General features: G+C 41.0%; 19 protein-coding genes. 18 read left to right on the top strand and 1 reads right to left on the bottom strand.

Going from position 1 to position 21632, the window contains the following annotated elements; genetic code table 11:
• Position 1: 1 nt before the first annotated feature.
• The gene (locus tag IGI54_RS06695; RefSeq protein ID WP_430620246.1) at positions 2-1576 is read right to left on the bottom strand and encodes a ClC family H(+)/Cl(-) exchange transporter; all 1575 of its coding nucleotides are present in this window, start codon (positions 1574-1576) and stop codon (positions 2-4) included.
• 152 nt (positions 1577-1728) lie between these two features.
• Here IGI54_RS06695 and pcrA point away from each other — a divergent pair, with 152 nt between their 5' ends.
• The 18 genes from pcrA (at position 1729) to IGI54_RS06605 (ending at position 21583) form a co-directional block, all read left to right on the top strand.
• Complete coding sequence (gene pcrA, locus IGI54_RS06690) at positions 1729-3981, top strand: DNA helicase PcrA (protein ID WP_430620245.1); 2253 nt, start codon at positions 1729-1731, stop codon at positions 3979-3981.
• A 38-nt stretch (positions 3982-4019) separates the two neighbouring features.
• A complete protein-coding gene (ligA, locus tag IGI54_RS06685; RefSeq protein ID WP_430621484.1) occupies positions 4020-6038 on the top strand; it encodes an NAD-dependent DNA ligase LigA in 2019 nt (672 codons plus the stop codon).
• Positions 6039-6236: 198 nt separating this feature from the next.
• A complete protein-coding gene (gene gatC, locus IGI54_RS06680) occupies positions 6237-6542 on the top strand; it encodes an Asp-tRNA(Asn)/Glu-tRNA(Gln) amidotransferase subunit GatC (protein ID WP_071862767.1) in 306 nt (101 codons plus the stop codon).
• Complete coding sequence (gene gatA / locus IGI54_RS06675; RefSeq protein WP_430620244.1) at positions 6542-8011, top strand: Asp-tRNA(Asn)/Glu-tRNA(Gln) amidotransferase subunit GatA; 1470 nt, start codon at positions 6542-6544, stop codon at positions 8009-8011. The genes gatC and gatA overlap by 1 nt, the downstream gene beginning before the upstream one ends.
• Complete coding sequence (gene gatB, locus IGI54_RS06670) at positions 8011-9441, top strand: Asp-tRNA(Asn)/Glu-tRNA(Gln) amidotransferase subunit GatB (protein ID WP_216429019.1); 1431 nt, start codon at positions 8011-8013, stop codon at positions 9439-9441. The genes gatA and gatB overlap by 1 nt, the downstream gene beginning before the upstream one ends.
• Positions 9442-9602: 161 nt before the next feature.
• Positions 9603-10622: a diacylglycerol kinase gene (locus IGI54_RS06665; protein ID WP_071862764.1), complete on the top strand. Its 1020-nt coding sequence runs from the start codon at positions 9603-9605 to the stop codon at positions 10620-10622.
• Between the two features lie 159 nt (positions 10623-10781).
• A complete protein-coding gene (rlmD, locus tag IGI54_RS06660) occupies positions 10782-12143 on the top strand; it encodes a 23S rRNA (uracil(1939)-C(5))-methyltransferase RlmD (RefSeq protein WP_430620243.1) in 1362 nt (453 codons plus the stop codon).
• 3 nt (positions 12144-12146) lie between these two features.
• Positions 12147-12275, top strand: coding sequence for a hypothetical protein (locus IGI54_RS06655; protein WP_071862763.1), 129 nt, complete (start codon positions 12147-12149; stop codon positions 12273-12275).
• Between the two features lie 39 nt (positions 12276-12314).
• Complete coding sequence (locus IGI54_RS06650; protein ID WP_313631001.1) at positions 12315-12713, top strand: hypothetical protein; 399 nt, start codon at positions 12315-12317, stop codon at positions 12711-12713.
• Positions 12714-12763: 50 nt separating this feature from the next.
• Positions 12764-13432 carry a 2,3-bisphosphoglycerate-dependent phosphoglycerate mutase gene (locus IGI54_RS06645; RefSeq protein ID WP_430620242.1) on the top strand — a complete coding sequence of 223 codons (669 nt, stop codon included), beginning with the start codon at positions 12764-12766 and terminating at the stop codon, positions 13430-13432.
• Between the two features lie 29 nt (positions 13433-13461).
• Positions 13462-14058 carry an HAD-IA family hydrolase gene (locus IGI54_RS06640; protein WP_430620241.1) on the top strand — a complete coding sequence of 199 codons (597 nt, stop codon included), beginning with the start codon at positions 13462-13464 and terminating at the stop codon, positions 14056-14058.
• Between the two features lie 112 nt (positions 14059-14170).
• On the top strand, positions 14171-14554 hold the full coding sequence (locus IGI54_RS06635; RefSeq protein WP_379945555.1) for a DUF1149 family protein: 384 nt from the start codon (positions 14171-14173) through the stop codon (positions 14552-14554).
• 257 nt (positions 14555-14811) lie between these two features.
• Entirely contained in the window at positions 14812-16203 is a 1392-nt protein-coding gene (locus IGI54_RS06630) for an L-cystine transporter (RefSeq protein WP_071862759.1), read from the top strand.
• Positions 16204-16699: 496 nt separating this feature from the next.
• The gene (locus IGI54_RS06625; protein WP_216429028.1) at positions 16700-17071 is read left to right on the top strand and encodes a VOC family protein; all 372 of its coding nucleotides are present in this window, start codon (positions 16700-16702) and stop codon (positions 17069-17071) included.
• A gap of 31 nt (positions 17072-17102) precedes the next feature.
• Entirely contained in the window at positions 17103-17831 is a 729-nt protein-coding gene (locus IGI54_RS06620) for a metallophosphoesterase family protein (RefSeq protein WP_430620240.1), read from the top strand.
• Positions 17832-17977: 146 nt separating this feature from the next.
• Positions 17978-18871 (top strand): DMT family transporter, encoded by an 894-nt coding sequence (locus IGI54_RS06615; RefSeq protein WP_216429030.1) that lies wholly within the window; start codon positions 17978-17980, stop codon positions 18869-18871.
• A gap of 89 nt (positions 18872-18960) precedes the next feature.
• On the top strand, positions 18961-21141 hold the full coding sequence (locus IGI54_RS06610) for a Tex family protein (protein WP_430620239.1): 2181 nt from the start codon (positions 18961-18963) through the stop codon (positions 21139-21141).
• Complete coding sequence (locus tag IGI54_RS06605) at positions 21134-21583, top strand: SprT family protein (protein ID WP_430621483.1); 450 nt, start codon at positions 21134-21136, stop codon at positions 21581-21583. Before IGI54_RS06610 ends, IGI54_RS06605 begins: the two co-directional genes overlap by 8 nt.
• Positions 21584-21632: the final 49 nt, after the last annotated feature.

The following is a 21632-nucleotide window of genomic DNA, read 5'->3' as shown; positions in this document are numbered from 1 at the left end:
CTCAGCCTCTTATTGCTTTATCTTGTTTTTTCGCGACGGCTGCATGAGAACGTTCGCGAATCAACGTTTTTATTTTTTGTGTATAGCCTTCGTCGGTTAAAATCATCAATAAATCTCCAACCTTCATAACGGTATCGCCATGAGTCAGAATTTCGGAGGAGCCGCGGCGAATCGAGATCAGCAGCATCTCTTTTGGCCAGTTGAAATCACGAACCATCGTACCGTCTAACGTGCTTTCTGCGGTGACGGGAAATTCAATGATTGTTTTATTGCCGGTAATGCTAGGCAAATAACCTTTGACTAATCGTTCAAGTAGCGATTCATAAATTGGATTACCACCTAAAAGATCATTGATGACATAGGCAGTCAGGGAACAAACCGCTAAGGGCATCAAGTGAGTAATATTTCCCACCATTTCAGTCACTAAAATAATAGCTGTCAAAGGCGCTTTCCCAATGGCAGTAAAGTAGCCAGCCATGGCAAAAATGGCAAAGTCACGAATCAAGCTATTATCCAGCCCAAACCACTGATGCAAAATCGTCCCGTAGATCGCACCAATTAAGGCGCCAAGGGTAAGAATTGGTAAAAAGATTCCTCCGGGAAGATTCGCTCCATAGGAAACCATCGAAAAAATAAAGCGTAACAGAAATAAACCAATCAACAAGGTCAACGATAAATTTTGCTGCCCAATCATTAGGACAATTTGATTGCCGCCGCCTAAATAATTTGGCAAAAAGAAAGCAATCGGAATAATCAATAGAAAAGGAACGAGTCCATAAAGATGCTCTGGCAAATGTGTATGTTTGTACCAACGTGGTAATGACAATAAAACAATTTGATATAGATAACCCAAAATACCTAAAATAATTCCTAAGACAACGAGCCAGCCATAGTATTTCAACGGTAGCGAAGGAACGTCCGCGATGAAAAGTACCGGCTTTAAACCAAAAAAATTCAGTGAAACGAGATTCGCAGTCAGTGCCGCTGTTAGTGAAGTCAGCCAGATCAAGGGTGAAAAATGATGGTGGATTTCTTCGATTACAAATAGTAAACCAGCAATCGGTGCGTTGAAAGCGGCTCCCAGACCAGCTGCCGCGCCGCTAGAAATAAAGATTTTTTTCTCTGAAGTGGAGGCGTGGGTGTATTCACTAAAGCCTTGCCCTACCATTGCCCCTAATTGAATCGAAGGTCCTTCGCGGCCTAAAAATAACCCCGAACCAACGGAAAGGACACCACCAACAAATTTTTTCCACAGAATTGAGAACCAATTTAATTTGATCTCACCTTGGAGTGTACCTTCGACTTGTGGAATTCCGCTGCCTTTAATATTCGGATCGGATTTCATTAAGGCGCCGATTGTAACGGCAAAAGCGATCATCACAAAGGCCCAAAGAATTAGCCATAGAGGATTGTCGTGAAACCATAAATAGAGGGTCACCACATGTTCCATCATCTTTTCAATCAGTAAGCGAAACAGACTGACGATAATCCCTGCAAGCGCGCCAATTAGGACGCCCTTTAAAATAAAAATAACTTTCGTACTATCTAAACGTTTGATTTCGTGTTCGTTTTTCATGAATTCCCTCCATACCCTTATTAAATTTAGCGCGAAATTAAAAGAAAAACAAGGATGAATCAATGAATTCGCTTTTTTAAAATGTTGCTAGTGTCGCGAAACTTTCTGAGATGCTATAATAAAAAAGATTGAAAAGAGAAAGGACGTTTTGCATGCCAAACAAACAGGAGTTGTTAGCAGGACTAAACCCTAAACAAAAAGAGGCGGTACTTCACACAGAAGGCCCGCTATTAATTATGGCTGGAGCAGGAAGCGGAAAGACGCGGGTCCTGACTCATCGAATTGCTTATTTAATAGAAGAAAAAAATGTGAATCCCTGGAATATCTTAGCGATTACCTTTACCAATAAAGCCGCTCGGGAAATGAAGGAACGAGTGAATGGCATCTTAGGACAAGGTGGGCAAGATGTATGGGTCTCGACTTTCCACTCCATGTGTGTCCGAATTTTGCGCCGGGATGTAGACGCAATCGGTTATGATCGGAACTTTACGATCTTAGATGGCTCTGACCAGTTGACCTTAATGAAACGAATTCTAAAAGAATTGAACATTGATCCGAAGAAATACGATCCACGTTCGATTCTAGGAGCTATCAGTAATGCGAAAAATGAATTATTGACACCGGAAACCTACGCCGAACGCCAAGGCTCTTTTTTTGAGGAAATCGTTGCTCGTTGTTATGACGCGTATCAAAAAGCGTTACGGAACAATCAGAGTATGGACTTCGATGATCTGATCATGAACACGATTCGTTTATTCGAAGATAATGATCAAGTGTTGACCTATTATCAAAATAAATTTCATTATCTTCATGTGGATGAGTATCAAGATACCAACCATGCCCAATACACTTTGGTAAATATGTTGGCAGCCCGGTTCCGCAACTTATGTGTCGTAGGGGATGCCGACCAAAGTATTTACGGTTGGCGCGGAGCGGACATGCAAAATATTTTAGATTTTGAGAAGGATTATAATGATGCTACGGTCATTTTGCTAGAACAAAATTATCGTTCAACTAAAAGTATTTTAGATGCCGCCAATCAAGTTATTAAAAACAATAGCAATCGCCGTGACAAAAACCTTTGGACTGACAACCAAAGCGGCGAAAAAATCACGTATTATCGCGCCGATAGCGAACGGGATGAAGCACAATTCATCGTTAGTAAGATCAAAGAAGAAATCCAAACTAACAATCGCAGCTATAATGATTTTGCCGTGTTGTATCGAACTAACGCTCAATCACGGGTGATTGAAGACACGTTAGTAAAATCAAATGTGCCTTATACAATGGTAGGCGGACATAAGTTCTACGATCGGAAAGAAATCAAGGATATAATTGCTTACTTAAATATTATCAATAATCCTCGTGACGGTGTCAGCTTTGAACGAGTGATCAACACACCGAAGCGTGGAATTGGCGCAGCTTCCGTTGAAAAGTTACGGAATTTTGCTACGATGCATGATTGGTCAATGGTGGAGGCGGCTCAAAACGTTGACTTAGCCAATATTTCTGGAAAAGCTGGCCGTATGATCGGCGAATTTGCGACAATGATCACACAATTTCAAGAAATGGTCGCATATTTGCCAGTAACGGAATTAGTCGATCAAGTATTGGAACGAACAGGTTATTTAGACGAATTAAAAAACCAACGAACCTTAGAAGCTGAATCACGTTTAGAAAACTTGGAGGAATTTCGTTCCGTCACACAAGAATTTGATAAGCGCAACGCTGTGGAAGAGGATGACGCAGCCAACGCACCAGAAGAAAAACTGGCGATTTTCTTGAATGATTTGGCGTTAGTTTCTGACTTAGACGATTATCAAGAAGAAAGTGCCCAAGTTACGCTAATGACACTCCATGCTGCGAAGGGACTGGAATTTCCGATTGTTTTCTTGATCGGGATGGAGGAAAAAATCTTCCCATTGTCGCGTTCTTTGATGGAAGAAGCGGAATTAGAGGAAGAACGGCGTTTGGCTTATGTGGGGATCACGCGGGCTGAAGAAAGTTTATTTTTAACCAATGCCTTTTCTCGAACTCTTTACGGAAAAACCCAGTACAATCAGCCTTCCCGTTTTGTGGCGGAGATCGATGAGAGTCTCTTAAATCCGGTTGGGATGCAGCCGCAACCAAAAGCTGCAACTTTTGGCAGTCCATTTAAAAATAATAGCAATCAAATGAAGCCTAAGTATCAGCATGCCACACGGGAACCGGTCATGAATAAAACGGCCTCCGGCGGCGAGAATGAAAGCTGGAATCCCGGTGATAAGGTCCAACATAAAAAGTGGGGCGTCGGCACCGTGGTGAAAGTCAGCGGCAATTCAAAAGATGTTGAATTGGATATTGCCTTTCCACAGCAAGGTGTGAAACGTTTATTGGCTGCCTTTGCACCGATTGAAAAAATCTAAAGACGAATTATTTTTTAGGAGGGATCATCTTGGAACCAATGACTTTTCAAGCGGCCGAGTCGCGTTCAGCGGAGCTGCGAGCAGAATTGAATCAATATGCTCACGAATATTATGTACAAGATCAGCCTTCAGTGGAAGATTTTGTTTACGATAAAAAATATCAAGAATTAGTCGAGATTGAAACGGAATACCCAGACTTGATTACACCGGAATCTCCAACTCAACGTGTTGGCGGAAAGGTCTTAGAGGGGTTCGAAAAGGTCGTTCATGACATTCCCCTATATAGTCTGAACGATGTTTTTAGTAAAGAAGAACTGATTACTTTTGATGAACGGGTAAAAAAAGCGGTAGGGCATCCGGTTTCTTATTGTGTTGAGTTGAAAATTGATGGGCTTTCGATTTCATTGAAATATGATAATGGCGTCTTTGTCCAAGGTGCTACTCGTGGCGATGGCTCAGTCGGTGAAAACATCACCGAGAATTTGAAAACTGTCAAATCGATTCCAATCCGGCTAAAAGAACCATTATCAATCGAAGTCCGAGGCGAATGTTATATGCCTAAGTCTTCTTTTGTTAAATTAAATCAGCAGCGGGAAGAAGAAGGTAAAGAAGTTTTTGCCAATCCCCGCAATGCCGCGGCTGGAAGTTTGCGACAACTGGATACGCGAATCGCAGCCAAACGGAATTTAAGCACGTTCTTATACACGTTGGCTGATTTCGGACCGCTAGAATCAACGACGCAAGATCATGCTTTGAATGAAATGGCTCGTCTAGGGTTTCGCACCAATCCGGAGCATCGGGTTTGTGAAACGATTGAAGAGGTTTGGGAATACATTGAAAACTTTCATGAAACACGGGATCAATTACCTTATGAGATCGATGGAATCGTCATTAAAGTTAATGAGTTCAGCTTACAAGATGATTTAGGTTTTACAGTAAAAGCTCCGCGTTGGGCAACGGCTTATAAATTCCCGCCAGAAGAAGCACAAACAACCCTACTCGATATTGATTGGACGATTGGGCGAACGGGCGTCTTAACCCCAACTGCGATCATGGAGCCGGTCCGCTTAGCGGGAACAACCGTTGGCCGGGCAAGTCTGCATAACAGCGACTACATCGAGAAAAAAGATATTCGTTTAAAAGACACGATTTTAGTTTATAAAGCCGGGGATATTATACCGGAGGTGGCGCAAGTCATTTTAGAAAAACGTCCGGCAGACAGCGAACCTTATCCGGTACCAACCCATTGTCCCGTTTGTGATAGCGAGCTAGTCCATTTGGATGAAGAAGTTGCTCTACGCTGTATTAACCCCAAATGTCCGGCTCAAATCAAAGAAGGCTTGAGTCACTTCGTTTCACGCAACGCCATGAATATTGACGGTTTAGGACCGAGAGTGCTAGCACAAATGTTTGATAAAGGTTTGGTTTCTGATGTAGCGGACCTTTATGCCTTAGATAAAGAACAGTTGTTGACTTTAGATAAGATCAAAAACAAATCAGCAGAAAATATTTTGCAAGCGATCGACGCAAGTCGTGAAAATTCAGTTGAACGATTGATCTTCGGTTTAGGTATTCGTCATGTAGGCGCAAAAGCGGCGGGAATCTTAGCAGAACATTTCGGCAGTTTAACTGCATTAAGCAAAGCGGAAAAAGAGGAAATCGTTTCATTAAATACAATGGGAGAAACGATCGCGGATAGCGTGGTCACTTATTTTGAAAATGAGGAAGTCCACGAATTGATGCAGGAACTCGAAGAGCGCGGAGTGAATTTAGCATACAAAGGCATTCGGGCGAGCCAATTGGAAAACGTCGAATCTCCTTTCAAAGATAAGACTATCGTTTTAACCGGCAAACTAGTGGAGTACACTCGTGAAGATGCCAAAGAAAAAATCCAAAATCTTGGCGGTAAAGTCACCGGTAGCGTTTCAAAGAAAACTGATATCGTGGTGGCCGGTGAAGAAGCGGGTAGCAAATTGACAAAAGCCCAGAGCTTGGGGATCGAAGTCTGGGATGAACAGCAAATGATCCAAGCAATCGAAGAAAGTCATCAGGAATAAGTATTTTAAGTCAGAAGATTGTTGACGATTCTATTAACGAACGAGTATTATAAAAAAGCGTAAAGTCTGCTGAAATCCGGTTTTTTATACATTTTTTTTGAATTGTACAACTTTTCAAAAAATTTCAAGAAAAAAGACGTGAATTCTAACAGAGTTATGATAAAATGATTGAAAATTGACAAAAGAAAGAGGGATATTATGGCAATCAATGAAGAACAAGTGAAACACGTAGCAAAACTTGCGAAACTTTCTTTTTCAGATGATGAATTGACCGGTTTTACCGATCAATTAGGAAAAATAATCGACATGGTGGAACAACTTGGGGAAGTGGATACAGAAGGTGTACCCTTTACTTCAAACGTGTTAGAAACGATCAACGTCATGCGAGAAGATGTAGCCACAGAAGGCTGGTCCCGTGATGAATTAATGAAAAACGTACCGGAAAGCGAAGATGGCTTCATTAAAGTTCCGGCAATCATCGACAACGGAGAGGCTGGTGCATAATGGAAAAATTATTCGATAAATCAATTGAAGAACTACACAGTTTGCTTGTTTCAAAAGAAATCACAGCAACTGATCTAACAAGCGAAACCTTTGATCGAATCAAAGCGACCGAAACAGAGATCGATGCTTTCATCACATTGAATGAAGAAAAAGCGCTGGAAATGGCGAAAGCTGTTGATGCAAAAGGAATCACTGAGGAAAATCCGCTAGCGGGTATTCCAATCGGAATTAAAGACAATATCGTTACTAAAGGAATCTTAACGACTGCCGCATCGAAAATCCTGTCAAACTTCAATCCAATCTACGATGCAACTGTTATGGAAAAAGTTTACAGCTCTGACTTGATTCCAGTTGGAAAATTAAATATGGATGAATTCGCGATGGGTAGCTCAAGCGAAACTTCTTATTTTAAAAAGACAAAAAATGCGTGGGATCAAACGAAGGTTCCCGGCGGTTCTTCAGGCGGTTCAGCAGCAGCAGTGGCCGCTGGTGAAGTCCCTGTTTCTTTAGGTAGCGATACCGGTGGTAGTATCCGCCAACCCGCTGCTTTTAACGGGGTCGTTGGTTTGAAACCAACCTATGGCCGCGTGTCGCGTTTCGGCTTAATTGCCTTCGCTTCGTCATTAGATCAAATTGGACCATTCACTCGGACCGTTAAGGACAATGCCTTAGCTTTGAATGCAATCAGTGGCTATGATCCTAAAGATGGCACTTCTGCTGGCGCTTCAGTCCCTGATTTCGCGGCCGGTTTGACTGGGGACATTAAGGGTATGAAAATTGCGGTTCCAAAAGAATTCATGGCTGAAGGAATTGAACCTGGGGTCAAAGCAGCAATTGTTAAAGCAGTTGAGACCTTTAAAGCTTTAGGCGCGACGGTTGAAGAAGTCAGCTTGCCTCACTCAAAATATGGGGTAGAAGTTTACTATATTATTGCTTCATCTGAAGCAAGTTCAAACTTGCAACGCTTTGACGGTATTCGTTACGGGTTCCGCTCAGAAGACGTGCAAAATCTAGAAGATGTTTACGTGAATACACGGACAGAGGGCTTTGGTGATGAAGTCAAACGTCGGATCATGTTAGGGACCTTCTCTCTTTCTGCCGGCTATTACGATGCTTACTTTAAGAAAGCCGGACAAGTTCGGACGTTGATCAAACAAGACTTTGACAAAGTATTTGCAGACTACGATCTAATCATTGGCCCAACCTCACCAACGGTTGCTTTTGGCATTGGTGAAAATATCAATGATCCAATCACGATGTACATGAATGATATTTTGACGATTCCCGTCAACTTAGCCGGTCTACCAGGGATGTCTGTTCCAGCTGGATTCTCAGAAGGCTTACCTGTCGGATTACAAATCATCGGAAAACACTTTGATGAATCAACCATGTATAAAGCAGCCTATGCATTTGAACAAGCGACTGATTTCCATAAACAAAAACCAGTGATTTTAGGGGGGGACAAATAATGAATTTAGAAACAGTCATTGGACTTGAAGTCCATGTGGAATTAAAAACAAACTCTAAAATCTTTTCACCAGCGCCCGCTCACTTTGGTGCGGAAGCCAATACGAATACAAACATTATCGACTGGGGTTATCCAGGCGTTTTACCAGTCATGAATAAAGCGGCAATTGAATTTGGGATGAAAGCGGCATTAGCGTTAAATTGTGAAATCTCAAAAAACATGCACTTTGACCGTAAAAACTATTTTTACCCAGATAATCCCAAAGCTTATCAAATCTCTCAATTTGATGAACCAATCGGACATGATGGCTGGATTGAAATCGATGTGAACGGTAAAAAGAAAAAGATTCGGATCGAGCGAGTACATTTAGAAGAAGATGCCGGTAAAAATATGCACGGTATCGGCGGCTATTCATATGTCGACTTGAACCGTCAAGGAACACCATTAATCGAAATCGTCTCCGAAGCAGATATGCGCTCACCAGAAGAAGCTAACGCTTATTTAGAAGCGCTACGCTCAATCATCCAGTTCACCGGCGTTAGTGATGTGAAGATGGAAGAAGGCTCAATGCGTTGTGACGCTAATATTTCTTTACGCCCTTACGGTCAAGAAGAATTTGGAACAAAAACTGAATTAAAAAACTTGAACTCAATCAGCTTTGTGAAAAAAGGTCTTGTTTTTGAAGTTCAACGTCAAACGAAAGTCTTACTTTCTGGCGGTACGATCCAACAAGAAACTCGCCGTTACGATGAAGGCACCAACAAAACCATTTTAATGCGTGTCAAAGAAGGATCAAGTGACTATCGTTATTTCCCAGAACCTGATATTCCACGTTTTGAGATTGATGATGAATGGATCGAAAAAGTTCGGGTGTCACTACCGGAAATGCCAGCGTCACGTCGAAACCGTTACGTGAATGAGCTTGGGTTGCCAGAATATGATTCAATGGTTCTAACGCTAAGTCGTGAAATGTCGGACTTCTTTGAGGACACGTTGAAAGAAGGGGCCGATGCTAAACAAGCCTCTAACTGGTTGATGGGTGAAGTTTCCGCTTATCTAAACAGTGAAAAATTAGAATTAGCAGAGACAAAATTAACGCCGAATAATTTGGCCGGCATGATCAAATTGATCGCTGATGGCACGATCAGCTCAAAAATCGCGAAGAAAGTCTTCCGCGAGTTGATCCAAAACGGTGGCGAAGCAAAAGAAGTCGTTGAAGCAAAAGGTTTAGTTCAATTATCTGATCCGGCTCAATTGTTGCCAATGATCAACGAAGTGCTTGATAACAACGAGCAATCCGTTGAAGACTTCAAGAACGGGAAAGATCGCGCAGTTGGTTTCTTAGTCGGACAAATTATGAAAGCAACTAAAGGTAAAGCTAATCCTGGTGTCGTAAACAAATTACTTCAAGAGGAATTAGCAAAACGATAAGAAATTCAGTTTTACTTTAAAAAAATGAGTATCTTAATATGAACAAGGATGTCAGTTCCACTTTTAGCTTCAACTTATTTAGTGGAATGATATACGGCGTGAAAATAAGATTGATTTTTCGAGAGAAAAATGAATACCTTAATATGAACAAGGAGCAAATCATGAGGAAAGCACGATTGATTTATAATCCAGTTTCTGGAAAAGAGATCATGCGTAATAATTTGGCGGATATCTTGGATGCCATTGAAAAAGCAGGCTATGAAGCCAGTGCTTTTGCTACGACTCCGGAACCCGATTCAGCAAAAAATGAGGCGACCCGCGCGGCGAAAGCTGGTTTTGAATTAGTAGTAGCCGCAGGTGGGGACGGCACGATCAATGAAGTAGTCAATGGGATCGCTGGACTAAAAAAACGACCTAAGATGGCGATCATTCCCGCAGGTACGACCAACGATTATGCCCGGGCTTTAAAAGTTCCTCGCAGCAATGTAAAAGCCGCGGCGGAAGTCATCCAGAAACAACAGACAGTCAAGATGGATATCGGTAAAGCAGCAGACACATATTTTATTAATATTGCAGCTGGTGGTTCTTTGACTGAGTTAACCTATGAAGTACCATCTGAGCTAAAAAGTATTTTTGGCTACTTGGCTTATTTGGCGAAGGGCGCTGAAATGCTGCCTCGAATCAAGCCAACTAAAATGCGTTTAGTTTATGAAGGCGGCGAATACGAAGGCAATGCCTCGATGTTTTTCTTAGGCTTGACCAATTCCATCGGCGGTTTTGAAACGATTGCCCCAGATGCGAAATTAGACGATGGAAAATTTTCATTGATCGTCGTTAAAACGGCAAATCTTTTCGAAATCGTTCGATTGATTACCCTCGTCTTAAACGGCGGCAAGCATGTGAATGATTCGAAGGTTCTTTATGTTAAAACCAGCTTTTTAGATGCTAGCCTGATTGATACAGATAAAAAAATGATGATTAATTTAGACGGCGAGTATGGTGGCGATGCACCAATGAGTTTTGAAAATCTGCATCAGCATATTGAATTTTACGCGAATACCGATGAGATCGATGACAATGCCATTTTAGGAACCGTTGATCCAGAGGAAAAAGAAGCGGGAATTGAATTGGTTAAAGAATTTGAGAAAATCAAAGACGAAGATCTAGATCAGGATGAATAGTAAGCGGAGGTGTGACTGAGTAGGGTCACACTTCTTTTTTGTGAAGAAAGGAAAACGGCGGATTCTTACAAAACTCTTAATGAGGAAAACTAGCGTGTTACCTTGCTTTTTTTGCTTGAATTCATTATGATAGGTGAATCAGTCTTAAAGGAGAATACAATGACGATAGAAAAAAATCAAACCTATACAGTGACAATTGATGACCTGTCTTACGAAGGGTTAGGCGTTGCACATATCGAAGGATTCCCGCTCTTTGTTGAAAATGCGTTACCTGACGAAAAGGTGACGATCAAAGCAGTTAAAGTCGGCAAAAAATTCGGCTATGGAAAAGTTATGGAACGGTTCAATGACAATCCTGAACGCCAAGAAGTAAAAGACTTAGACTTATTAAGAAGCGGAATCGCACCTTTGAGCCATATGACCTATGACTATCAGTTGAGTTTCAAACAAGAACAAATTCAAAAAGTTTTGAAATCAATCGCTAAGATGCCTGAACTTCCTGTTGAAACGACATTAGGGATGAAAGATCCTTTTGGTTATCGCAACAAAGCACAGATTCCAGTACAAAAAGTTGAAAATAAATTGACGACGGGCTTTTACCGTAAAAATTCGCATACGTTGCTGCCGATCGAAAATTATTTGATCCAAGATCCAGCAATCGACCAAGCGATCATCACTGTGCGAGACATCTTGCAACGTTTCAACGTAAAGGCCTATAACGAACGAGACAATACTGGTTTCATTCGGCATATCGTGATTCGCCGCGGACATTACAGCCATGAAATGATGGTGATCTTGGTCACGCGGACCGAGCGTTTCTTTAAAGGCGTAGAAATCGCAGAAGTGATCAAAAAGGAATTGCCTGAAGTAGTTTCAGTAATTCAAAATGTCAATCCAGAAAAAACCAATGTCATTATGGGGCGTGAAGAAAAAGTCTTGTTGGGCAAGACGACGATCGATGATACGTTGTTAGGAAAAACGTATCGGATTTCATCTCAGTCATTTTATCAAGTCAATACCGAGCAAACTGAAGTATTGTACCAAATCGCAATTGATCTGGCTGATTTGAACAAAGAAGACATCGTCGTAGATGCTTACTGTGGGATCGGTACGATTGGGTTGTCATTAGCAGAAAAAGTCAAACATGTTTACGGAGTGGAAATCGTTCCTCAAGCAATCGAGGATGCGAAAGCCAACGCGAAACGCAATGGGATCGAAAATGCCAATTATGAAGTCGGTAAAGCTGAAAAAATTATGCCACGTTGGGCTCGTGAAGGTATTGAACCATCCGTTGTTTTTGTTGATCCACCAAGAAAAGGCTTGGATGAAAAATTCATTGAAGCTTCCGTGGCCGCAAATCCAGAAAAAATTGTTTATATCTCTTGCAACCCAGCGACATTGGCTCGCGATTTGAAAAGATATGAAGCTTTTGGGTATCAAGCGGTAAAAGTTCAACCAGTTGATTTATTCCCTCAAACCCATCATGTGGAATCAGTCACATTATTAGTAAAGGCGGTGTAAGGGATGAATCAAAAAGAAAAAATGCTAGAAATCATTAAAAATAAACAAGGCGGCGGACGTTCGAAGAAAATGGAAACACCTAAGAATGACCGTAAAAACATGCGTAAAGGTCCGAAAATTTTTAATAAGTAAGTAGTTTGGAAGGGAGCATTTTTGTTGGGAAATCGTTGGATGCAGCGCTTGATGAATGTGTATCAAAAGTACGCGTATTTGATGCGGGGACGTTATGGTAGGCTAGACCAAATCAATAAAGCTTTGCTGATCATCTGGGCAGTCTTTACGATCTTTGATCATTGGATCCCTTACTATATCGGAAATATCATTGCTCTAGCTGCGTTTTTGCTGGTCATTTATCGTTTTTGTTCAAAGAAAATCTATCCTCGCAGTAATGAAAATCAAAAATTTCTTCTGTGGCTCAATCGAGTGAAGGATTTTTTCAAAGGCAAGAAAAGTCCCTATACTTATTTTAAGTGCCCAGAGTGTAAACAAAAAATGCGGGCACCGAAAGGTCGGGGAAAAATCAAAGTGACGTGTAAAAATTGTCATACGCAATTTGTCAAAAAGGTCTAGTTTCTAAAACTAGGCTTTTTCTGTTATTCTATCAAGGAGAAGGTGAGTAGATGAACTTAATTTTGGTTCGCCACGGCGAAAGTGAAGCAAATTTTGAAAATTATTGGACAGGTTGGTTGGATGTTAATTTAACTGATCGAGGCATTCAGCAGGCTAAAGATGCAGGTAAAAAAATCAAGGAAGCCGGTTTACTGATCGACGTCGCTTATGAGTCTGTTCTAAAACGCTCCATCAAAACAGCTAAAATGATTTTAGCTGAAGCAGATGCCAGCTTTGTGCCGGAATATAAAACTTGGCGCTTAAATGAACGGCATTATGGCGCGTTAGTCGGAAAAAATAAGGATTTAATCGCCCGCGATTTTGGCGCGGCGCAAGTCAAAAAATGGCGACGCGGTTTCGACGAGGTGCCGCCTTTAACGCAAGATAATCATTTTGACCGTCGCTACGATCAGCTGGATCCGCGCTTGATACCTACCGGTGAAAGCTTGCACATGACTTCAAAGCGTGTTCGTCCGCTGTGGGAAGATCAAGTGGCGCCACAATTATTGGCGAAAAAAACGGTTTTGGTCTGTGGACATGGCAACAGTTTGCGAGCGCTTGTTCAGTTTTTAGAGAATATTCCAATCGATCAGGTGGATCAGATTGATATTCCCAATGCTTCACCAATGGTTTATAAATTTGATCGAAAGCTGCAAATCGAAGAAAAAATAATTTTGTAAAAATATTATGTTAATTAGAAAGGCGCAACATGAATTATATTTGGGATTTTGATGGAACGTTGTATGATACGTATCCGATGATGATTAAAGCATTAATGAAAACTTTTACGGAATTTAATTTGCCACAAGAAGAGGCGAAGGTTTATCAGAAAATCAAAGAAGATTCTATTCATCAAATGATTATCGATTGGCAGCTGCCGGTGCCGACTTTTGATGAAACTTATCATTTATACGAGGTGCGAAATATGAATCAATCACTTCCTTTTAAGGAGACAAAGGAAGTGTTGACAGGATTAAAAGCGAATGGCGGCCAGCACTTTATTTTGACTCATCGACAAATTGCTGCGACGTGGAAATTATTAGAGCGAGACGGCTTAGATTCATTGATCACCGAGGTGGTAGGCAGTGATTCTGCTTTTCCTCGTAAGCCAGATCCAGCGGCGATCAATTATTTTATTGAAAAGTATCAGCTTGATAGAGAACAGACCTTTATGATTGGCGATCGGAAGCTTGATATTGAAGCGGGGAATAATGCTAAAACTAAAACTGTTTTTTATGATTTGGATCATTTTAAGCAAGACATCAAAGCTACCTATCGGATAAATAATTTGAAAGAAATGCTATAAATTTATGTCGGAGAAAGCTATAATTAAATTAAAGATGTCTGCTCCAATCCGATTTTTAGCATAAAAATAAGATGAACGTCGTTCATAAGGTATAGAGGATAGGAGGTGCGAAATGGAATTGCAACGGGATCAAGAGGTTGTAGAATCCTTTAATTATGGATTGCCTCCAAGAGATCAAAAAGTCGAACAGAAATTATTAATCAATTTTAGCCCATTGGACTCAACGGATCCGGCCTATCCTGCTGAAAATAGCATCATGGGAGTTCGAATCGAATTTATTCTTCCGTTTGAAGAATTTATTATTGGCGGTGTCTTGTCGCAAGTGATTCATGTGATCGGTCGCCAAATTAATCAAAAGAGTGATTTGACTGAAGCGGAAGCTAATGAGATGATTCGACCTATTTTAAATTTGATCGAGCGGATGGTCTATGAGATCACGGAAATTGCTTTAGATAAACCAGGCGTTAAAATTAATTTTTCGTCTAATACAATTTAATTATTTATTTTCCTCCGACTGGAAAGATATCTTAGAAATTTGGATATCCTTTCAGTCGGAATTTTTCTTGAAAATTTTCCTGTAATAATGCTTTTTATAAGACAGATTATTTTATCTGAGTTATACTAAAAAAGTCACTAAAATATTGGATTTGCGCAATCATATTTTAGGGTGTTTCATTGAAGAATGGACACCGGGAACCTTTACTTCCTTTGACAGACTTGTCATTATAGAAAGTTATTTTAAGGAGGAATACAATGACAACTCTGTTCACTGTATTAGTGATCTTAGTATTCGTTGCGTTGCTTGTGGCTTTCTACCAAATGCAAAAAAGACATGTGAAATTTTCTAATCGAGTTTTCGCTGGATTAGGCGCCGGAATTATTTTTGGCGGAATTTTACAATTACTTTTAGGTAATGGTAGCAAAATCATTTCTCAAGCGATGGAATGGATCGGGATCGTCGGTAATGGTTATATTTCTTTATTACAAATGTTAGTTATGCCGTTAGTTTTTATTTCTATCGTAGGTGCTTTTACGAAGATGAAATCCAGTAAGAAACTGGGTAAGATCAGTGCGAACGTCTTAGTTACACTGTTAGCAACAACAGCAATCGCTGCCTTGATCGGTATCGCAGCTGTGATGATCTTCAATTTAGATGGAGCAACCTTCACCAAAGGAGCAGCAGAAACAGCTCGGATCAAAGAATTGGCCGATCGTCAGGATATGGTCCAAAACTTCTCAATTCCGCAACAAATTTTATCTTTCATTCCAACAAATGTTTTTGCTGATTTCGCAGGAACACGCCCAACAAGTACTATTGGCGTGGTTATTTTCGCGGCCTTTGTCGGTATCGCCTTTTTAGGTGTTCGTCGCAAGGCACCGAAGGAAGCAGAATTTTTTGCAAACTTGATTGAAAGCTTATATAAAATCGTTATGCGTATCGTTACTTTGGTTTTGCGTCTAACACCTTATGGGGTCTTCGCATTAATGACCAACGTTTTAGCAACGAGTGATTTTGAAGCAATTGTCAACTTAGGGAAATTTATTTTGGCTTCTTACAGTGCCTTGATCGTTGTTTTACTAGTTCACTCACTTATTTTGCTGGGTGTTAGAGTCAATCCAATCAATTTCTTTAAAAAGGCTTTTCCAGCCTTGAGCTTTGCCTTTACATCACGTTCAAGTGCCGGAACGTTGCCGATGAATATCGAAACACAAACAAAAGCATTGGGTGTAGATGAAGCAACCGCAAACTTTGCCGGAAGTTTTGGGATTTCGATTGGTCAAAACGGCTGTGCTGGGGTTTATCCAGCTATGTTAGCTACGATCGTGGCACCCACCGTTGGGGTCAACGTGTTTGATTTGAAATTCATTATTATGTTAATGGCGATTGTAACGATCAGTTCATTTGGCGTAGCCGGAGTCGGTGGTGGTGCAACTTTTGCATCATTGATCGTACTGGGAGCCATGAACTTGCCGGTTGCTATCGTAGGATTAGTCATTTCAGTTGAGCCAATGATCGATATGGCTCGGACCGCAGTCAACGTCAGCGGCAGCATGGTTGCCGGTGTGGTAACCAGCTCACGTATTCATGATTTAGATCGAGAAATCTTAGAAGACAAAGACGCGTCAATCGAAGTGAATCAATAATAAATCATCAAAAGCTTGGTATGCGCAACCAAGCTTTTTTTGTTAGTCCAACTTTTCGCAGTTTAATCTAGTTTGGGATGAATTGATCACTTTATAAATGAACTATAACGGAAGATGTCTAGTTGGATAATATGTCGATGATAATAAAAATTAATTTTTGAAAAAAATTTATTCCCTTTTGTGTAGAATCGACTGCGAGTTTTTCTTCCTGCTTTAGCGGGTATAGAAAAATCGTATGCGTACGAAAATAGAAGCATTTTTTCGTTTTTGAAAAATGCTTCCTTATTAAGGATTTAGCTGTTAGTCCATCTTTTCCTAGGTCAATCTAGTTTGAAACGAAATGGCCATTTTATAAATAAAACTGTAACGAAAGCTAGTTAGTTCAAAATGATCAATTAAGAATTCGCTTTTTTCATACTAAGTGTTCGCATCAAAGCGCGCACTTTGTTATATTGAGTCTATTAAGATCTAAGATTAATTATGGGGAGTGAATCGTTTGTTTAACGAACAAGTAAAAGTGATTTTATATGCGGATGATGTGAAAAAGGCGAGTGCTTTTTGGCAGAGTTTAGGCTTTATTGAGATAAGTTTTGAGGAGTTGGATGGTTCGCAAGTAGCAGAAGTGGCAATGAGTGAGGCAAGTACGACTCATTTAGTCATCTATGATCGTGCATTTATTCAAAAGAATGACGATGAAGCGACGGAACCATCGCCAGCATTAATTTTTGGTAGTGATGATATGATTAGTTTGTATAAAAAATTACAAACGGTTGATGTTCAACTAGGCGATCTGACACAAATTGGCGAGGAATACATTTTTAATTTTGTGGATGCTGACGGAAATTATTTTGTCGTGTCTGGTAACTAAAGCGGTCTTCGATTGAGAGGGGCGGATGGGAATGGATCAAGTATTTGTGATTGGTGATGTTCACGGAGAATATGAGTTGTTTCAAGAGATTTTGCAAAAATTTGAACCAGCGAAACAGCAGTTGATTTTGATTGGTGATCTAAATGATCGCGGACCAAAAAGTAAGGAATGCTGGCTTTTAGGGATGGAACTGGTTGAAAAATACCAAGCGGTCTACTTACGAGGAAATCATGAAGAATACTTCTTAGATTTTATGGAGAAGCCTGAAGATTGGTTTCCTAGTTATCTCTATAATGGTGGAAAAGAAACGATTGAGAGCTTGTTACATCAAGGTGCGACACTGGAATATTCTCCGACCGAGATCACTATGATGATCCGCAGCCGCTACAAAAAGCTAATGGACTTTTTAGCAGAGCGTCCATTCTATTGCGAATGGGGAAAGTATCTATTTGTGCATGCGGGAGTGGATTTAACTAAAGATTGGCATGAGACTTCCTTACAGGATTTTTTATGGATTCGCGAGCCTTTTCACGAAGGAAAAAATAAAACTGGCAAGATAATCGTCTTTGGGCATACAATCACCCCGATGCTCTACGATGATATGCAGACGACAGCCATATGGCAATCGGATAATAAAATCGGTATTGACGGTGGAGCGGTTTTCGGAGGAAGTCTTCATGGCGTTGTTTTTGATCAAGCCGGTTTGGTGGCGGATTATGAGCTGCCGAATCTAAATGGACCGTGGCAGCCTGAATTTTAATAGTGGATTATTAAAGAGGCGAGATTCGTGTTGAATCTCGTTTTTTGTTGGATTCGGCTTAATATTGAGTGATGTGGAATAAAAGCTCAGAGGTGGTTGCAACTCGCTTACTTAGATGGCATAGTATTTTAATAAAGGAGGAGCTTATGTCTGAAACAGTCAAGGGTCACTTGTCGGCTGGGGTAACGGTGGTTATTTGGGCGCTGACATTTATCTCTACTAAAGTATTGTTGGTAAATTTTTTGCCGATTGAAATTTTATTTATTCGGTTTCTGATCGGCTTTTTCATCTTAACCGTAGCGTCACGGAAGTTCATTCCTTTCAAAGGCTGGAAGCAAGAATTTTTCTTTATGGCAGCAGGTTTGTTTGGAGTCTTTTTGTATTATTATTTAGAAAATGTGGCGCTGACGTATACCTTAGCTATGAATGTCGGCGTGATTGGTTCCATCAGTCCGTTTATGACGGCTTTAATTAGCCGCTTTGTTTTGAAAGAAGGAACGATCCCGCGTATTTTCTTGTTGGGGTTTGTTTGTTCCATGATTGGTATTTCGTTGATTAGTTTTTCGGGCTCATTAAATGTTAGCCCGATTGGCGACGGCTTAGCGATGCTGGCGACCGTTTGTTGGGCCTCATACTCGTTATTAATCAAAAGAATCAGCGGATCGGGTTATTCGACGATTGCGATCACGCAGCGGGTCTTTTTTTACGGCTTGCTATTTATGCTACCGGTCTTTCTTTTAAGTGTGGATCGTTTTGATGTTACGCGGCTGACAGAAGTGACTAATCTTGGCAATCTTTTATTTTTAGGAATTGGGGCATCTGCCTTGTGTTTTGTTACGTGGAATTTTTCGGTGAAAAATTTAGGGGCTGTACGAGCAGCAGTTTATATTTATACGATTCCGATGTTAACGACCGTTGCTTCGGTCTTGCTTTTAGGGGAGAAATTAACGACTAAAACGGCTGCGGGAATTTTGCTGACTTTGACGGGTCTGGTTTTGTCAGAATTGCCGAACTATTTGCGACAAAAAAGAAAGGTCTAAATCTTGTCCTAGTGATTCGAGGTACAAAAAGCAAACTTCAAGGAAATATGATAAAATAGATAAGATTTTGGATGAAATGAGGAAATGAAATGGCAGAGAGTTTGAACCAAGAAATCATTCAACTACTGAATAACGAATTGACGGGCTATCGTCCGCAGCAGATCAAAGTAGTATTAACCTTATTAAGCGAAGGAAACACGGTTCCATTTATCGCCCGTTATCGGAAAGAAATGACCGGGACGCTTGACGAGGTGCAAATTCGTGAAATTGAAGAACGTTATAATTATTTAGAAAATTTAGAGAAGCGTAAGCAGGAAGTCTTACGGTTAATTGACGAGCAAGGTAAATTGACGCCGGAGCTGGCACAAAAAATCCAGCAAGCGGTAAAAGTGCAAAAAGTTGAAGATCTCTATCGTCCCTATAAGCAAAAGCGGCGGACAAAAGCGACGATCGCAAAAGAAAATGGCTTGGAGCCGTTAGCCGAATATTTGATGAGTTTCCCTCAAACTGGCGATGTCTATGGTAAAGCGGGTGAATTTATTAATGAGAACGTTGCAAACGCGGAAGAAGCGTTGCAAGGTGCCCATGAGATCGTTGCTGAGCAAATCAGCGACAATCCCGACTTTCGGACATGGGTCCGGACCTTTACAAAAAATAAAGGAGTTTATCAAAGCAAAGTCAAAGACGCGGAGAAAGATGAAAAAGGCGTCTACGAAATGTATTATGATTTCAATGAGCCAATCAATAAGATGGTCTCTCATCGAGTGTTAGCTTCTAATCGGGGAGAAAAGGAAGACATTTTGAAAGTAGCTATCGTTGTGGAAGAAGAAAAAATCTTTGACTATTTGGAACGTCAATTGATTCAAAACAGCCGCTCGATTACTGCAGAATTTGTTCGCGAAGCATACAAGGACAGCTATAAACGTTTTATTGGACCTGCGATCGAACGGGAAATTCGTAATGAGTTGACGGAAGAAGCCGACGAGCAAGCCATCAGTATTTTTGGCGAAAACTTGCGGAATTTACTGTTGCAACCGCCATTGAAGGGCAAAGTTGTCTTAGGGTTTGACCCAGCGTATCGGACAGGTTGTAAATTAGCGGTAGTAGATGCCACTGGGAAAGTCTTAGCTATCGAAGTGATCTACCCTCACAAGCCGGCAGCGCAAGCAAAACGGCAAGCCGCGGGCCCCGCTTTCCAAGCTTTGATCAAAGAGTACGGTGTTGAAATGGTCGCTATCGGGAATGGGACAGCTAGTCGGGAATCAGAATTATTCGTAGCAGACCAGTTGAAACAAATTCAGCAAGAAGTTTTTTATGTGATTGTCAACGAAGCAGGCGCATCGGTTTATTCTGCCAGTGACATTGCCCGGGGAGAATTTCCTGATCTGCAAGTCGAAGAACGGAGTGCAGTCAGCATTGCCCGCCGTTTGCAAGATCCCTTGTCAGAATTAGTTAAGATCGATCCGAAAGCGGTCGGTGTCGGTCAATACCAACATGATGTTTCCCAAAAACGTCTGTCTGAACAGTTGGATTTCGTCGTCGAAACAGCGGTCAACCAAGTAGGAGTCAACGTCAATACGGCCAGCCCGCAATTATTGGCGTACGCTTCTGGCTTGAATAAGACTACGGCTCAAAATATTTTGAATTACCGCGACGAAAACGGTGCCTTCACTTCGCGTCCGCAATTAAAGAAAGTGCCACGCTTAGGACCTAAAGCGTACGAACAAGCAATTGGATTCTTACGGATTCCAGGAGCAAAAAATATTTTAGACACGACAGCGATCCACCCGGAAAGCTATGCTAGTGCGAAAGAAATTTTAGCTTTAGCTGAGGTTGACTTAAAATCATTAGGTTCATCAGAAGCCACTGAAAAAATCAAAGCCTTAGACGTTGGCGAGTTGCAAAAACAATTAACGATTGGCAAAGAGACGATCAAAGATATTTTGCAAGCCTTATTACAACCCGGTCGCGATATGCGTGATGAAATGCCAGCTCCGTTATTACGTCAAGATGTCTTGACGATGGAGGATTTACAGGCCGGTATGGAGCTGCAAGGAACGGTTAGAAATGTAATCGACTTTGGCGCCTTCGTTGATATTGGTGTAAAGCAAGATGGTTTAGTGCATATCTCCAAGCTAAGCAAAAGCTATGTCAAGCATCCAACCGACGTGGTTTCTGTCGGTGATGTGGTAACCGTTTGGGTCGAAGGTGTCGATACCAAAAAGGGCCGTATCAGCTTAACGATGATTCAAAGTGAAAAAAATGACTAATCAAGAATTACAAGTGCTCGTCGAAAAGATCTCACAAGATTCTTTTCGACAGCCTTTCTGTCATAAAGCCAGCTTCAATCGTCGTTTAAGAACCACTGGTGGCCGGTATCATTTAAGTAGCCATGACTTAGATTTCAATCAGTTGGTGTATGAAAAATATGGAACAGCCGAGTTGATCAAAGTGATTAAGCATGAGCTGTGTCATTATCATTTACATTTAGCTGGGCGAGGTTATCAGCATAAGGACTTAGAATTTAAACAGTTATTGAAACAAACGGGTGGTTCGCGTTTTGCTCCGCCATTAGCCGCTGTCACATATCAAGTCTACCAATGCAAAAGTTGTCAGCAGAAAATCAAACGACGTCGCAAAATCAATACCACACGCTATATTTGTGGAAGTTGTCAAGGAAAGCTGGAATTTTTGACGACAATTGAACAATAATGAGTGAGGCGCCTGCTTAGAGAATAAAAGATTGCTATTTTCAGCGTTT

This window comes from Enterococcus sp. DIV0800, from assembly GCF_050559735.1.
GTDB classification, from domain to species: domain Bacteria; phylum Bacillota; class Bacilli; order Lactobacillales; family Enterococcaceae; genus Enterococcus_A; species Enterococcus_A devriesei.
Note: the sequence above shows the minus strand (reverse complement) of the source record. Positions and strands in the feature narration are given on the sequence as shown.